The sequence below is a fragment of the Balneolaceae bacterium genome, from assembly GCA_034521495.1.
Classification (GTDB): Bacteria; Bacteroidota; Rhodothermia; order Balneolales; family Balneolaceae; genus Rhodohalobacter.
Map to the genome: position 1 here is coordinate 43,774 of JAXHMK010000013.1, position 14,554 is coordinate 58,327.

The 14,554-nt window shown below is 40.2% G+C and carries 15 protein-coding genes; 14 read left to right on the forward strand and 1 reads right to left on the reverse strand.

Annotation, left to right across the window (positions count from 1 at the left end; all coding sequences use genetic code 11):
- Window positions 1–495: 495 nt before the first annotated feature.
- The gene (locus tag U5K72_13795; GenBank protein MDZ7719885.1) at window positions 496–918 is read left to right on the forward strand and encodes a hypothetical protein; all 423 of its coding nucleotides are present in this window, start codon (window positions 496–498) and stop codon (window positions 916–918) included.
- On the forward strand, window positions 903–1,058 hold the full coding sequence (locus U5K72_13800) for an AraC family transcriptional regulator (GenBank protein ID MDZ7719886.1): 156 nt from the start codon (window positions 903–905) through the stop codon (window positions 1,056–1,058). The genes U5K72_13795 and U5K72_13800 overlap by 16 nt, the downstream gene beginning before the upstream one ends.
- A gap of 991 nt (window positions 1,059–2,049) precedes the next feature.
- On the opposite strand, the gene U5K72_13805 is transcribed toward U5K72_13800, so the two are convergent.
- The gene (locus tag U5K72_13805) at window positions 2,050–2,952 is read right to left on the reverse strand and encodes a HAMP domain-containing sensor histidine kinase (protein ID MDZ7719887.1); all 903 of its coding nucleotides are present in this window, start codon (window positions 2,950–2,952) and stop codon (window positions 2,050–2,052) included.
- Between the two features lie 245 nt (window positions 2,953–3,197).
- On the opposite strand from U5K72_13805, the gene U5K72_13810 reads away from it, so the two are divergent.
- The 12 genes from U5K72_13810 (at window position 3,198) to U5K72_13865 (ending at window position 14,278) form a co-directional block, all read left to right on the forward strand.
- Window positions 3,198–3,464: a hypothetical protein gene (locus U5K72_13810; protein MDZ7719888.1), complete on the forward strand. Its 267-nt coding sequence runs from the start codon at window positions 3,198–3,200 to the stop codon at window positions 3,462–3,464.
- Window positions 3,465–3,820: 356 nt separating this feature from the next.
- Window positions 3,821–4,273: a hypothetical protein gene (locus U5K72_13815; GenBank protein MDZ7719889.1), complete on the forward strand. Its 453-nt coding sequence runs from the start codon at window positions 3,821–3,823 to the stop codon at window positions 4,271–4,273.
- Window positions 4,274–4,297: 24 nt separating this feature from the next.
- A complete protein-coding gene (locus U5K72_13820) occupies window positions 4,298–4,453 on the forward strand; it encodes a lmo0937 family membrane protein (protein ID MDZ7719890.1) in 156 nt (51 codons plus the stop codon).
- Window positions 4,454–4,471: 18 nt separating this feature from the next.
- Entirely contained in the window at window positions 4,472–4,750 is a 279-nt protein-coding gene (locus U5K72_13825) for a YtxH domain-containing protein (protein ID MDZ7719891.1), read from the forward strand.
- A gap of 209 nt (window positions 4,751–4,959) precedes the next feature.
- Entirely contained in the window at window positions 4,960–6,207 is a 1,248-nt protein-coding gene (locus U5K72_13830; protein MDZ7719892.1) for an OmpA family protein, read from the forward strand.
- A gap of 1,252 nt (window positions 6,208–7,459) precedes the next feature.
- Window positions 7,460–7,903: a hypothetical protein gene (locus tag U5K72_13835; GenBank protein ID MDZ7719893.1), complete on the forward strand. Its 444-nt coding sequence runs from the start codon at window positions 7,460–7,462 to the stop codon at window positions 7,901–7,903.
- A 731-nt stretch (window positions 7,904–8,634) separates the two neighbouring features.
- Window positions 8,635–9,279 (forward strand): hypothetical protein, encoded by a 645-nt coding sequence (locus U5K72_13840; GenBank protein ID MDZ7719894.1) that lies wholly within the window; start codon window positions 8,635–8,637, stop codon window positions 9,277–9,279.
- Between the two features lie 175 nt (window positions 9,280–9,454).
- Complete coding sequence (locus tag U5K72_13845; GenBank protein MDZ7719895.1) at window positions 9,455–10,027, forward strand: porin family protein; 573 nt, start codon at window positions 9,455–9,457, stop codon at window positions 10,025–10,027.
- Between the two features lie 111 nt (window positions 10,028–10,138).
- Window positions 10,139–10,810: an OmpA family protein gene (locus tag U5K72_13850; protein MDZ7719896.1), complete on the forward strand. Its 672-nt coding sequence runs from the start codon at window positions 10,139–10,141 to the stop codon at window positions 10,808–10,810.
- A gap of 922 nt (window positions 10,811–11,732) precedes the next feature.
- On the forward strand, window positions 11,733–12,314 hold the full coding sequence (locus U5K72_13855) for a Crp/Fnr family transcriptional regulator (GenBank protein MDZ7719897.1): 582 nt from the start codon (window positions 11,733–11,735) through the stop codon (window positions 12,312–12,314).
- A 135-nt stretch (window positions 12,315–12,449) separates the two neighbouring features.
- Window positions 12,450–13,070, forward strand: a complete 621-nt coding sequence (locus U5K72_13860; GenBank protein ID MDZ7719898.1) for a hypothetical protein — start codon at window positions 12,450–12,452, stop codon at window positions 13,068–13,070.
- 734 nt (window positions 13,071–13,804) lie between these two features.
- The gene (locus U5K72_13865) at window positions 13,805–14,278 is read left to right on the forward strand and encodes a response regulator (protein MDZ7719899.1); all 474 of its coding nucleotides are present in this window, start codon (window positions 13,805–13,807) and stop codon (window positions 14,276–14,278) included.
- Window positions 14,279–14,554 lie beyond the last annotated feature (276 nt).

The following is a 14,554-nucleotide window of genomic DNA, read 5'->3' on the forward strand; positions in this document are numbered from 1 at the left end:
TTGGTCAAAAATGAGCCAATTATCTTAACTATACTAAAATAGATAAATAATATGTGCGGTAAGTATATTGTATAAAAGGTGATAGAATCTTATTCGAGAAGTTACCCTAATATTTTCAATGTAAAACAATTAAGATAAATATAATCAATAATTTATAATTTTTATTGAGTAGAAATAGTAAACATGGGAGTGTAATGGACCTTGAATAGTTGGCGGGAAAAAGGACAACGAGAGAACCGTGAGATGAATCCTTTCATACCGGTGAGAAGCGAAATTTAAGGGTTGTAAGCCTGATGGACCATTGAAAGGATTCCACGGTGAACTCGTGTCCGCCGCCAAGTATTCACAGTCTTTTTTCGTTCTTTTGTATCAAGACAAAAGAACAAACTACATGTAACATGTTTACATCATAAAATGGGGTAAGTCCTCAATCTTATTCATGTGTAATCAATACGATGTTTTGCCTATTTTACAGTTTTTATTAAGTGTTGCAATATGAAGCTATACATAAAATACATGGTTAGCTTGCGATGTAAGATGCTGGTTAAATCTGAGTTGGAAAAACTTGGCATTGATTATTTATCGGTGGATCTTGGTACGGTTGAAATTCGGGAAGATATTACAGAGAAGCAGAGGGAGAAATTCAGGAAGAACTTGAAAAAGGCAGGACTGGAACTGCTGGACGATAAAAAGAATATCCTGGTTGAAAAAATTAAAGCCGTCATTGTGGAGATGATTCACTATTCGGAGGAAGTTCCCAAAGTGAATGATTCCAATTACATTAGCGAAAAGCTGGGATACGACTATACATATCTCTCCAATATATTTTCGGAAGTGAAAGGAATTACCATACAGCAGTATGTGATCATGCACAAAATTGAAAAAGTAAAAGAACTTCTTACTTGTATGACGAACTAACGCTCACCGAAATTGCATACCGGTTACATTACAGTAGTGTTGCCCACCTCTCCAATCAGTTCAAAAAAGTGACCGGACTCACTCCCACCTATTTTAAAGAAGTAAAAGAGAAAAGGGAGAAGAATCTCGAAGACCTGTGATAGGATATCTATTCAAAAAATGAAAGTAATGAGGGTTTAATCTAAAGTGGTTTAGTTCACCGAGCCTCTGGGTCGGAAAAAGACTAAAGTCCCCTTCGAAGGGGGAAAGCGAGCGGAGTAGGGAGGATGATGTTCTAGCCTGAGTTCGATTCTTAATCTGTATCAAAGTACCTCAAAAGTCCCCTCCTTTTCCAAGGAGGGGATTTAGGGGTGGTTGAAAAAGAATGAATCAGTCAAATTTTAAATTTCAACCCTGATTAAGTTACTATAACCACCCCCAACCCCTCCTTACGAAGGAGGGGAGCCTCTTTTATTGATTTTTAGAATCGAACTGAGGTTTCTACGTTTTGTATTGTTCAGACCTTGGTTCTGAGACACAGGAGTTCATCCCCCATTGCACCCTTCAAAGGCTATGGTGTGGACACATCTTTAAAAAAAATAAACATGCGTTCTTTGACTACGTTTTTAACAGTCGACAGGAGATTCTTCGACCCAGACACAAAAACACTGTCCGGATCTCAGAATGACAGCAATCATTGAGTAAGAAGAAAGGCAGGCGGAGGAAAACTGGCGGTTTTCCTCCGCCTGCCTTTCTGTGTCTGCTTGCATTAATGTCATCCTGACGAATTCCGTCAGCGTTTTTGTGACGGGATGAGGAAGGATCTCCTTTTTCTATACCAAACTTGTGTCCACACGATAGCTTCAAAGGGGGACACTTCACAATAAGTGCATAGATTGTTAAAAAATTTGGATTATAAGTTGATACCTCGCGGGCTCTGCACCGAGGTAGTTCATTAGAGGTAAGCTGATCAGGTGATAGCCTATAGTTTGGATATTTCGAGACAAAGTGGAAAGGTTCTTTTGTTTACTGACTCGGGAACTTCAACTATGGACAGAAGTGAACCATTCATCGAGTCCCACCTGGTTCACTACAGCACAGTGGAAAACAGCAGAATCGAGAAAACGAAAACAAAGAAAATGTTAGGTCACTTTAGATTTGGGATCCATTAACTAACATTGAACCATTTTTAACAATAGAATGGGCCCCGTTCTTTCGATCTGAATTTTTATAGGGAATTGGAAATGAGATTGAAAATGTTGTCCCTGAGTCTATTTCACTTTCCAAAAAAATCCGTCCGCTATATTCGGAAACCATATGGATAATATGCTGAAGGCCGATGCCAAAACCTGGTTCACCATTGGTCCCCATCGATTTGCGTATGGGTTTACCCTGATTAAACGCTGATACCTGATCGGGTGATATGCCCTTCCCTGTATCAGTAACAGTCATGTTCAGTGTATTGTAATTTTTATCAACATTCAGGTTAAAAACCACATCAACAGATCCTTTAGAAGGAGTAAATTTGACGGCATTCGCAACCAAATTTCCAGTGATTTGTATCAGATTAATGAAGAAATTGGGTTGGAGTTGTATCTCTGTATCGATTTGACTTTTCAGCGACAGTGAAATGTCTTTGTTTTGTGCCATTGGAAGATATAAACGTCTAACTTCTGTGATAACGGAAGAAAGGTTTCTGTCGATATTCACACCTTCTTTCAGGTTATTTTGATTGTCCTCAATCACCAATGCACCATTTATAAGATCAAGCAAGGATTCAGCGGATTCCTTAATCAAGAGTAGATCACTGGTTTGCACTTCAATCTGATCTTTACCTTCAATAATTATCAGGTCAATCATTCCCGAAATACCACTAAGTGGGTTCCTTAGATCATGTTTTAGATTTTGTACGCGTTTTTTCAGAAGATCTAATTTTGAGGAAAGCTGTACGTAATTATTTTCAAGGTCTTGATTCTCGTCAACCCACCAGGAAATCTTATGTAACTGTTTTGTTTGATCGGATTTAATGGATCGATCATTTTTGTTAGTCTCCATTTTAAGTTCGTTTTGTTATTCTTGATACTTAAAAATATGAGATGGAAACCAGCTACTTGTTATAATAACTACGGATAATATTACAAATATCACATGTTTTTTGGGTAAATAAATCCCATGATCCAATTTCAGCTTCATGAAGTGAACCTAAAACTGGACAAAAAAACCAAAGACCTGTGAAATGTATAACCATTCAGCCCATCTTCTATAACGGTTAAACGGTTTCATATAAGTAGATTGCAGTTGTGAAATTCAATTCACAACTGACCCGCAAGCTGCGGGAAATGAATGGGTTTGATATGCGAAAAGCCGGGATCATTATTCTTGTCGTTGGGCTGATTATTACAATCATCAGCGGTTACAATTATGTAACCAAAGAAACCATCGTGGAGATTGGGGAGCTAAAAGTTACCGCTGACAGAACTCAAAGCGCAGGCTGGTCGCCCCAGGCAGGAGTTGCCGTAATGCTTGCAGGTAGTGTTGTTTTCCTGGTTGGCGGTAAAGAACAATGATTACCGCAATGATCATCGGCTTGGTTCTGTTTTTATTTAAAGACAAGAAATCAGAAGAGAGTAAAACATAACAATTTATAGCGAAACCGGCGGCTTTACTGCTAATATGGCCGCTCGGTAAACCAATTTTTTTAAAAGATAACGTGAGTTCGAGATAATGAAAAAGCTTTTAAAATCCCCCTTTGAAGGGGGAAAGAATCAACGAAGTTGATTGAGGGGGATGACCCAACCTTATTTGAATGTACATCAGTAAATCAAATTCGAATCACGTAAAATCATCCCCCTGCGCCCCCTTCAAAGGGGGACACACCAATAAATTCTTATCCCAAATTCACATTAAAATAGATATCAACAGTATGAAAAAATCAAACCTGCTATTTACAAGTTTAATAATTGTATCATTATCAGTTTTTATGGCTTGTGAGAATTCCTCACAAAAAATGGAAAGAGCGGAAAACCCGATAGCAAAGTCAGACCGGAATGTGGATATGAGCGAAAGCAAAGTGTTGGCTGAAGTCCGAATGTTCAGATTCAAAACCGCGAATGAGATTAAAGCTAATTTTCGAAAGATTGCAGCTATTAAAGACAAAATTAAAACCAGTGATGAAAGCTTAAGAGAAAATTATGAAGTCAATCTTGAAGTTCTTGATGAAGCCAACCGGGAGATGAAACGAACAATCGACAATTTCACCGAATCCGGAAGAGGTGAGTGGACGACTTTCAAAGATGAATTCAGCGACTCGATGGATGGCCTTGCAAATTCTTTAGACAACTTCTTTGATGCAAGCAATACTAATTCTTTAAAATAAACAACATTTAAAAACTCAAATATTATGGGAAATCTATTATACCTCGTAGCAGTCATCTTAGTCATAGCCTGGCTGATCGGTTTTGTGGGCTACAGCACCGGTGGCCTTATCCATATCCTGCTGGTTATTGCTGTAATTGTAATTATACTGCGCATAATACAGGGAAAACGAATTTTTTAAACTCAAAAAAATAAATATATGAAAGCATTAAAGATTATAACTACCACATTAGGTGCAACGGTTATTGGAGTTGCATTGGGAATACTATTTGCTCCCAATAGGGGATCAAATACAAGACATAAAATTTCTAAAAAAAGTCATAAATACGCGGATCACCTGTCTGACAGTTTTGATGGTTTTCTTGATACGATTTCCCATTCATTTGAAAGCGTAGAAAACGAAACTGCACGTCTCGCAAAAAAAGGGAAAGATCAGGCCAAAAAGGTGGCTGCTGATTTAAATTCGAGCAAGCCTTAACACAATCAGGCTGACTAACGGCTCAGCCGGCAGATGACTTAACAACCTGGCAGAGTGCCGTTCTTTTTCGGCTCCTGCCAGAGTTGTTGAACAAAGAAAATGTCCTTTGAAACAACTATCCGCGACTCTTGCAGGAGCTCTCTGCCGTTCGCACTCTGCCAGGTCGCTAAACACGTACTTTTTTAAATCAAACTTAATTAAAATTCATTATGAAGAAATTATACATTTTAGTAATTCTTGCACTATTTGCATCAGTTACTGTTGTTCCGGTGTTAACAGCACAGGAAAATCAAGAACCGAACAGGCTAAGTATTGGCCTGTTAGGGGGAGTAACCCTGGGACATATGAATATCGGGACAGAATATGATCCTGCATTTGGATTCAATTTGCGATATGCAGCCAATCCCACATTTGCTGTTCAGACAAATTTTCTTTTTGGGACATTTACGTCAAGTGATGAAGATGGTTACCAGAACGAGAACAATTACTTTGACCGGCATTTTGAAAACAGTTACTTCACCACATCTGTTACATCACAAATTAACATGCTGAGATTACTGGGTTCTCAATCGGAAACAGTAAATATCTATACGAGTGTTGGTTTAGGCCTGATATTTAATGACGTTACCACGGAGCTAAACAATAGTACACCCAGTAACTGGCCGGAATATATCGGTGAAGATCATTCTGAACCGGCATTTTTTGCTACCTTTGGGAGCGGGCTTCGATTGAATCTTACAAGAAGGATTGACCTTTTTGCCCAGTACGACTATTCCATTTCGAATAGTGATTTGATTGACGGCTACAGAACACGCCCCGAACTTGATATCGATTTACACCGGCGTACGCCGGATAGCTGGAGCTCCCTTACAGCCGGAATTCAGATAAAATTTGGAAGCAGTGATAAAGATGCAGATTGGCATACATACACGCCCGGGCTCGACCCGAGTGCACTTGACGGTATCAACCGAAGACTTAATGATCTTGATGGCCGCGTAGCGGATAACAGATCCTGGCTCGACGAACATCAAAATTATCTTGAAATGCTTGAAGAACGAATGGATAGGTTTGAAGAGCGGCTGAATAACCTCGATCAGATGATTCGGGATATGGATCGCGTAGATCTGACAATTGGCAGTGATGTTCTTTTTGCATTCGACTCTTCAGTAATCCGGGAAAGTGCGAAGCCAACTCTTGCCAAAGTTGCTCGTGCATTGAACAGTAATCCTGATAAAACATTGAATGTCGCTGGTCACACCTGTGATATTGGCACGAATGAATATAACCAAGGGTTGTCAGAACGACGAGCTGCTGCTGTGAAGGAATACCTGGTTAAATCAGGAATTTCTTCAAATCGAATTACTACAGCTGGATTTGGTGAATCCGATCCTCTTGTACCGAATGAAAGTGATGCTGCACGACAACTGAACCGACGCGTAGAACTAACGATTCAATAAAGTATAATTCTGTCGGAAGATTTTAAGGGTTGTCATCGAAAGATGGCGACCCTTTTTTTGGGGAAAGTACAACGGACAGCTTGTCCGTTACTTCAAAATGTTAGTTCGATCGCGATCTGGTGTTTGGCGGAATAAACGTTGAACAACAAGCATATCATTCGGAAATGGAATATAGGTTTAGAGGGCCGGAGAAGCTCTCCGGCGTACATTAAATCCCCGTCTGGCGCAAGTGTTAAGCAAAGCGTCACTTGTGCCAGTTTGGGGAAAGTACAACGGACAGCTTGTCCGTTACTTCAAAATGTTAGTTCGATCGCGATCTGGTGTTTGGCGGAATAAATGTTGAACAACAAGCATATCATTCGGAAATGGAATTTAGGTTTAGAGGGCCGGAGAAGCTCTCCGGCGTACATTAAATCCCCGTCTGGCGCAAGTGTTAAGCAAAGCGTCACTTGTGCCAGTTTGTGGAAAGTACAACGGACAGCTTGTCCGTTACTTCAAAATGTTAGTTCGATCGCGATCTGGTGTTTGGCGGAATAAATGTTGAACAACAAGCATATCATTCGGAAATGGAATATAGGTTTAGAGGGCTGGAGAAGCTCTCCGGCGTACATTAAATCCCCGTCTGGCGCAAGTGTTAAGCAAAGCGTCACTTGTGCCAGTTTCGTGGCAAAGTACAACGGACAGCTTGTCCGTTACTTCAAAATGTTAGTTCGATCGCGATCTGGTGTTTGGCGGAATAAACGTTGAACAACAAGCATATTATTCGGAAATGGAAGATAGGTTTAGAGGGCCGGAGAAGCTCTCCGGCGTACATTAAATCTCCCCTCTGGCGCAAGTGTTAAGCAAAGCGTCACTTGTGCCAGTTTGGGGAAAGTACAACGGACAGCTTGTCCGTTACTTCAAAATGTTAGTTCGATCGCGATCTGGTGTTTGGCGGAATAAACGTTGAACAACAAGCATATCATTCGGAAATGGAATATAGGTTTAGAGGGCCGGAGAAGCTCTCCGGCGTACATTAAATCCCCGTCTGGCGACATCCTTTTTGGACAGCCTCGGGAATGAAACCATTTATAGATTCAAAATAAGCCTTTAAGAAACTGTTAGTTCTACAACACTAATATGAAAATGTGTAACGTCTCTTTGCTTATATATGCAGACATTGACTTAACACAGTGATTATTCCGGTTATAAATCTGACTGATCGAATAAGCAACTGCGAAGAATATAACCTTAATTTATAACTCCCTATAAGATGAAAACAATACGCCTTTTAATTACTTCCATTTTTTTACTGTTTGCCGTTCAGTCGATGGCTGTTGCACAATCAACAAACATTACGGAAACGTTTAAGAAACATTTCAACGAAACCGTTCAGGAGGTTCAGCAGGCAGAGAGTGCCGATGAAAAGCGATTAATTCTAAATGAATCGTTTACCAAAATGATCGATGCCATAGATCGCATCGAATCGCTGGCTAACCTATCTGAGGAGGAAACTGCACAGCTTCAATCCTATAAACTTGGGATAGAAGAAAAACAGAATGAATTAAACGGTTTAGACGGGTTTGACGAAGTTCAGGATGAAGATCTTGAAGATTTCTCCAACTTTTCCCAGGATTTTATGGAGCAGGCCGACCGTACAGTAACCATTGGTGTTACAACCGTTCTTTTGATCCTTATCATACTTCTGTTGCTATAAAAATGTGAGTTCTGCCACGGCCATGCCCTGGCCAAATTATAAAATTAGTAATAAAGTCTCCCTTCTTAGTTATGTACTTGAGAGGGAGACTTTTTACTTTCCGAGGGCTTTGCAAAACCGTGATTATCGGTCAATCTGAACTCGATTCAGATTCTCCATTCGTCTTTATAGCCAGTATCAGGAGAGCCTGAATCAAGTTCAGGATGACGGTCAGAGTTTTGCAAAGCCTTCTTTCCAATTGTTATTAGATCAAGATCTCGATCATTCTTAAAACAAGTTTATGTTCAATTCATCTTCAGCATATAAAACCCTGATCTGGCCGGCCCTGATTATGGGATTTTTTTTATCTGGGTGCGGCTCTGTTTCTGAACTATTCAGAGAGGCTCAAATGGATGAAACTGTGAACGTGGACTATTCGGTGATCTACTACATCCATGCCGATGCCGATTATCTCTATCATGATGCTGACGGGAATCCGGTCCGGGGGAACAGCAAGGTTCTTGATACTGCGCTCAGTGTAGCTGAAGAAGCGAAATCGGGGGAGGTTTTTGTTTTTTACCAGCGTCCGGAGAAAAAATTCCTGGGCCTGTTTCCGCGAAAAAAGAGCCGGTTTTATCACTATACAAACGGGGAATTAACCAGCCAGGTAAAGTATCGTCATTCCGATAAGAATGAAGAATTCCTCACCACAGAAGCCCAAATCTATAACCAATATCGAATTCATTCCCGGAATGAAGATCAAGATCAGCGAAACTACTTTCTCTATTTCGGCCACGAAATACCTGATGACGATGGAAAAAATTACCACCGAACGATTGCCGGATATTGTGGTAAATACCAGGTCTTTTTCAGAAGGCATTCAGAAGTTTTTGGTCTCAGATGAAGATCGATTTGATCTTGTTGTGCTCTCAACCTGTAATAACGGAACTCCTGTGATGGCAGAACATCTGATGCCGGTTTCCGACCTTCTGCTGGCTTCCCCGCAAAATCTGCATCTGTCTCATATCGATTCGGAAAGTTTGGGTATGATGGAGAGCAAGCCAGGGATCTCTTCCATTCAGGTAGCTGATTCCATGGCCGAACGTACCTATCAACGTCTCGAAAAAGAAATTCAAACAACGATTACACTTACCGTGTATGACCTTGAAATAATACAGGAATACAAAAACGCACTTCAAAACTTTTCCACAAAATATGAGGCGTTAGGCAGCATGCAGCATTTTTCTGATAATGTTGATTGCAAACAGATTGAATTCTTTGATGACGAACTATTCAGAAAGGGATTAAACAGATGGTATAAACCCGCGAGATTTGGAAGAAGATCACCCGCCTCTGATCATTCCGGTTGGGGATGTAAGCCGCTTATACAAAATTGAAGGAAGATGGTACCCCCGCCATCAAATCACATGGCTGTTTGAATATGTGATCTATATAACATCTTTCTTCTATTCCGTAACAATCCCAAGTTAAAATTCATGCATTTTGCTTGTACTTGGAAGGATTCCAAAGGGATGAAATTACCCTGACAAGAACATTTAAAAAAACAAAACCATGAAATTTTATTTGATTACAATCATTACCATGCTGTTTATGGCTGTGAGCACAGTAAGTGCACAAAACATAAATATCGGTACGAAAATAGGGCTGAATTCATACACGATTAATAGTGACAATAACTCTGATTTTGACTCAAGAATCGGGATTCATGCAGGCTTGCTGGGGCATATTCACCTGAACAGCCAGTTTGCTCTACAGCCGGAAATTGTCTATTCCATGCAGGGTGCAAAGAGTGGCAATAACGAATTAAAGCTGGACTATATTAATGTTCCGGTTATCATACAATACATGTTTGATAATGGATTTAGATTCCAGGCCGGCCCGCAGTTAGGCTTGCTGGTTAACGCTAAAGCAGAACACAATAACTCTTCTAACGATATTAAAGATGATTTTAAATCTGTTGACGCAGGATTAAGTTTTGGTGTGGGGTATGTCCATCCACCTACTGATTTTGGTATCGATTTAAGATATAATCTCGGATTAAATGATATCTCTGAAAGTTCAAATGTAGAGTCAACCAACAGGGGATTCCAGATAGGTGTTTTTTACCTGTTTAATCATAATTAGAGCGATCATAAATAACAAATCATACACGTTCCGACAGGCGATGAACTGGCATCAAATAGCCGGTTCAATACCTGTCTTTTTTTCACTAAATAAATTTTAAAATCAAAAATAATGAATATTATAAAATCATCACTCATCGTATCGATGTTATTAGCTGCAGGCCTGTTAGTGTCAGGTTGTAAGAGCATGAGTAATACGACGAAAGGCGCAGTAATAGGAACAGGAGGAGGGGCGGCTGTTGGCGCTGTTATTGGTAAAACTCTTGGTAATACAGCAGCCGGTGCCATTGGCGGAGCCGTTGTTGGCGGCACTGCAGGTGCAATTATCGGGCAAAATATGGACAAAAAAGCCAAAGAACTGGAAGAAGAGGTGGATGGAGTTACTGTCCAGCGTGTTGAAGAAGGAATTGCTGTCAGCTTCGATAGCGGTATACTATTTGACTTCGACTCAGCAACTTTGCGCCAGGAAGGATACGATAATCTTCAAAAACTGACCAGGATCTTAAATCGTGATAAAGAGACGACTCTTATGATTGTTGGCCACACAGATTCAAGAGGTGAAGAGGATTACAACCTGAAGTTAAGTGAACGCCGTGCAGAATCTGCGAGCACATACATGAAATCTCAAGGACTTGCATCATCCAGAATCCAAGTTGTAGGCAGGGGAGAATTAGAGCCTCTTTCCGAAAATGAAACGGATGCGGGGAGACAGAAGAACCGCCGCATTGAGGTGGCTATCTATGCCAGTCCGGAATATGTAGATCGGGTGCAATCAGAAATTTAACAGCAGTTATTTCTTAAGCGTAGCCGGGCAAAAGTGGACTACTGTCCGGCATCATAAACTATCTGATTACTAACTAATATACTTCAAGCCATACAATTTATTTTGTGTGGCTTTTTTATGTGTGCCCGGCATGGCGCAGAACCTATATAGGGTGCAAATCCCGATCACGCCCCGATAGCGGGAAGTGTTAGCTAAAGGCAAGGGTGTCCTCTGTAAGGAGGAATCTGAAGGAAGCCTAAGGCAACGCTCTGATCCGACGAACAGGAACCATATACGGAGGCGATGCAGGAGGATAAGCCTGCCAAACAAGGTGAAGTCCAATGGTTATCCGGGATCTTGCAGGCGTAAATGTGGCGGATAGATGGAGCAACAGGTTTTGCCCTTACCCGGGGAGATCTGACTGCCCGTTTTCGGTCAGAAGTCAGCCGAGGTCATAGTACTACGCCAAAAGTGTGGGAAGGGCTGAACATTGCATACTAACGAGTCGTATTGGTTACATAGCAGGTATGAAGACAGCCAATCCCGATATTAAATTGTCGGGACTGATTCGGTGAGAATAGGATGGAATCTGAAGGTACCCGGACAGAGTCGAGCTACTGTGTGCACCATACGGAAACCGAAGTAGTAAAGCAGTGAACCGCCGTATACCAGACCGGTACGTACGGTGGTATGAGGGGACAGATAGGGAACTAATCCCTATCTTCCTACTCGATCAATCCAGATTATCTCTTTTGTTCATTGTTAATTTTTCGTCAGATCAAACGCTAATCAGTAAAGGCAGATCCTGGAAATACAAATATGAATAAAGCGAAATAAACTTTCGCCTAAAGCCTTTAAGCGTAGAATTATTCGTAATATGATGTCTCATAATAGAATACGTAAAAGCTGATTACATTAACCAGGCAAATAAAAAACAGTAAAGATGGAAAAAGAACTTTTTGGATTTATTTCAAAATACATGACACTAACTGCTGATGAAAAGCAGATGATCATGGATTCGGATATTTTCAGAAGCTTTAAAAAAGGGACTGTTTTACTAAAAGAAGGAGAGTTTTCAAAGGAGAGTTATTTTGTCATCAAAGGATGTTTGAGAATCTATTTCATCATCGATGGCGAGGAGAAAACAACGGCCTTTTATACCGATTTGGAATCCATCACGCCTGCCTCCCTTAAGACTAAAATTAAATCAGACTATTTTATCTCTTGTGTGGAAGATTCCATTCTCACCGTTTCCAATCCGGATATGGAGAGAGAATCGTTTGAAAAATTTCCACGGTTTGAAACTCTTTGCCGAATCATGTCGGAAGAATTATTGATAAAGAGCCAAACCTCTTTTGCAAATTTTATGAATTCAACACCGGAGCAGCGGTATGTAAATCTGATCAAAATAAGGCCCGATTTAGTACAGAGAGTGCCTCAATATCAATTGGCAAGCTATTTGGGAATGAAACCGGAATCATTGAGCCGTATCCGGAAACGGTTATTACAAAAGAGTAAACTCTGAATAATCATGTCATTTATCGGAGTAATTTTCTTCTTATTGGCTCACCCTTCTTTCTTAACTTAAGTTAAGGAGATATAGGCATTGACACTCATAACTTTGTGACAGATCAATTTTATCATTTCTAATCACAAATTTATGAAAAGAACAGTTTTTATTTTCTCACTCATTATAGCTCTTTCTCTTAACGATGCACATAGCCAGCATTCAGATCAGGATTTTCCGGACGGCAGATTCTTCATTGGCAGTTCGGCATTTGTTTTAGTGAATGCTATTCCTGACCAGGCAAATCCCCCAAATTTTTATCAGTTAAACGTCGGCTATTGGCTAACCCCCAAAGATGTAATCTCTGTTGAAGCCATAACCTGGAAATATCATGCCCCTTTAGGGATTCCATTTGGCCCGAATTACGGATCATCGGATGAATCCTATACCGGACATATCAGAGAATTCGGACTTGGAATTGCCTATCAGCGTTTCATTTTGAAGGGATTTTATTCAGGTACCCATGCTACACCGATGTTACAGATCTACGTAAACAGTGAAAATGAAAAAATTCAGAATGGGTTCCAGTTATTCTTAACGCAACGGTTCGGTTATCACTTTAAAATTAAAAACCGATTCTTTATTGAGCCCTCCATTGCTTTCACTCATTGGCCAATTAATACGAACGTGCCTGAATCTTTTCGGGAAGTTGAAAACAAGTGGCCTAATTACTTTCTGTTTGAGCCGGGCCTACATTTTGGTGTTAAGTTTTAGAGGACTTTGCAGAACCAACCATTTGTTTTTAGTAGTCGGGATCGTACCTCCTCATAGTATTCAAACTGACGCCCTATTGAGACGAAGAGAGCAGCCTGTCCCGAATCGTCGGGGAAGTCGAAATATATCCGGTATTTCAAAGCCCTCTTACAAGAATAAGACAGTGATTTATCCAGCCAAATCTGTGAATGGTGCAACTATTAAACGGTGAACTGTAACAACAATGGGGCAGAATTTGTGCACCTTATTGATTGGACTACTTCATCACGAAATTCCATCGTAACTTTTACTGGAATCATCCATACATAGGAGGAGAATGAGCTGAAACAACTGTGATTTTAGATAAAACATAGTTATTCAGCCTCAAGGCCAAGTGAGAGCATACATATAGAATAAACTGTTATTTACTCAGTTTTAATAAAAAAGGCAGGATCGCATTGAGCAGGGTTGCTCTTCTTTATGAAGCTTCTTTTATGGCATCATGAACATTTCTGAAATATGGATAGTCATTATATGAAGGCTTTGCAAAACCGTGATTATTGGTCAATCTGAACTCGATTCAGATTCTCCATTCGTCTTAATAGCCAGTATCTGGAGATCCTGAATCAAGTTCAGGATGACGGTCAGAGTTTTGCAAAGCCTTCTATATACCGGTTAGAATAATAGTTGTTCAAACCATACTCAGAAAAAACAACATCGTTGTAAACACTTGTAATTTTAAGTAGGTTTTAATTATGAAAACAAAAAAAGAGTATTTGCCAATCGATAACAAATTAAGCATAATCCTTGCTGAGGATGATTTTGACGACCGCCTCCTTTTTGAAGAAGCCATTGAAGAATTACCGGTTTCTGTTCAAATTAAAACATTTAACAATGGTGATGAACTGATGGAGTGGCTCACTCGCAATAATAATAAGCTGCCTGACGCTCTTTTTCTTGACCTGAATATGCCCCGTAAAAACGGATTTGCAACATTGGGCGAGATAAAGAGGAACACTAAACTGCAGGATTTACCCGTAATTATTTTTTCCACTGCTACTAATGAAGAAATGATAAAGCAGGTTTTTAAAGATGCAGCACACTATTACATTAAAAAACCGACCGATTTTCGTAAACTTAAAGAGCTTTTATACAAATCACTTAAATTGATAGCAGATAATGAGCTGGATCTTCCCGGAAAAGAAAGCTTTATCCTAACTACTGAATGAACTACTCGACAATGCCATCGAGGTATCAACTAAAAACGGACATCTTTTTTTGTATGTTTTTTTAAGGAGCACCCATTTTGAAAGAGACTTTATTTTTTTAGACCGTCCAAATAGGGCGTCATTTCGCACTTTCCCTACTAAAGGGATCTCTTTCGGGAGATTCGTGACCTCCTCTCTTTGGTAAGGGCCAGGAGATATGGCTCCGCTGGGAACAGATGAGTGGATCGGTGTCCGGTATGACGGATCTGGAACATACATTTTTACTGAGCGCCCTTT

What these genes read in the sequence shown, in the direction of transcription:
- U5K72_13795 (MDZ7719885.1), top strand. Translation starts at nt 496, where the DNA reads ATGAAGCTATACATAAAATACATGGTTAGCTTGCGATGTAAGATGCTG.
- U5K72_13805 (MDZ7719887.1), bottom strand. Translation starts at nt 2,952, where the DNA reads ATGGAGACTAACAAAAATGATCGATCCATTAAATCCGATCAAACAAAA.
- U5K72_13815 (MDZ7719889.1), top strand. Translation starts at nt 3,821, where the DNA reads ATGAAAAAATCAAACCTGCTATTTACAAGTTTAATAATTGTATCATTA.
- U5K72_13820 (MDZ7719890.1), top strand. Translation starts at nt 4,298, where the DNA reads ATGGGAAATCTATTATACCTCGTAGCAGTCATCTTAGTCATAGCCTGG.
- U5K72_13825 (MDZ7719891.1), top strand. Translation starts at nt 4,472, where the DNA reads ATGAAAGCATTAAAGATTATAACTACCACATTAGGTGCAACGGTTATT.
- U5K72_13830 (MDZ7719892.1), top strand. Translation starts at nt 4,960, where the DNA reads ATGAAGAAATTATACATTTTAGTAATTCTTGCACTATTTGCATCAGTT.
- U5K72_13835 (MDZ7719893.1), top strand. Translation starts at nt 7,460, where the DNA reads ATGAAAACAATACGCCTTTTAATTACTTCCATTTTTTTACTGTTTGCC.
- U5K72_13840 (MDZ7719894.1), top strand. Translation starts at nt 8,635, where the DNA reads ATGAAGATCAAGATCAGCGAAACTACTTTCTCTATTTCGGCCACGAAA.
- U5K72_13845 (MDZ7719895.1), top strand. Translation starts at nt 9,455, where the DNA reads ATGAAATTTTATTTGATTACAATCATTACCATGCTGTTTATGGCTGTG.
- U5K72_13850 (MDZ7719896.1), top strand. Translation starts at nt 10,139, where the DNA reads ATGAATATTATAAAATCATCACTCATCGTATCGATGTTATTAGCTGCA.
- U5K72_13855 (MDZ7719897.1), top strand. Translation starts at nt 11,733, where the DNA reads ATGGAAAAAGAACTTTTTGGATTTATTTCAAAATACATGACACTAACT.
- U5K72_13860 (MDZ7719898.1), top strand. Translation starts at nt 12,450, where the DNA reads ATGAAAAGAACAGTTTTTATTTTCTCACTCATTATAGCTCTTTCTCTT.
- U5K72_13865 (MDZ7719899.1), top strand. Translation starts at nt 13,805, where the DNA reads ATGAAAACAAAAAAAGAGTATTTGCCAATCGATAACAAATTAAGCATA.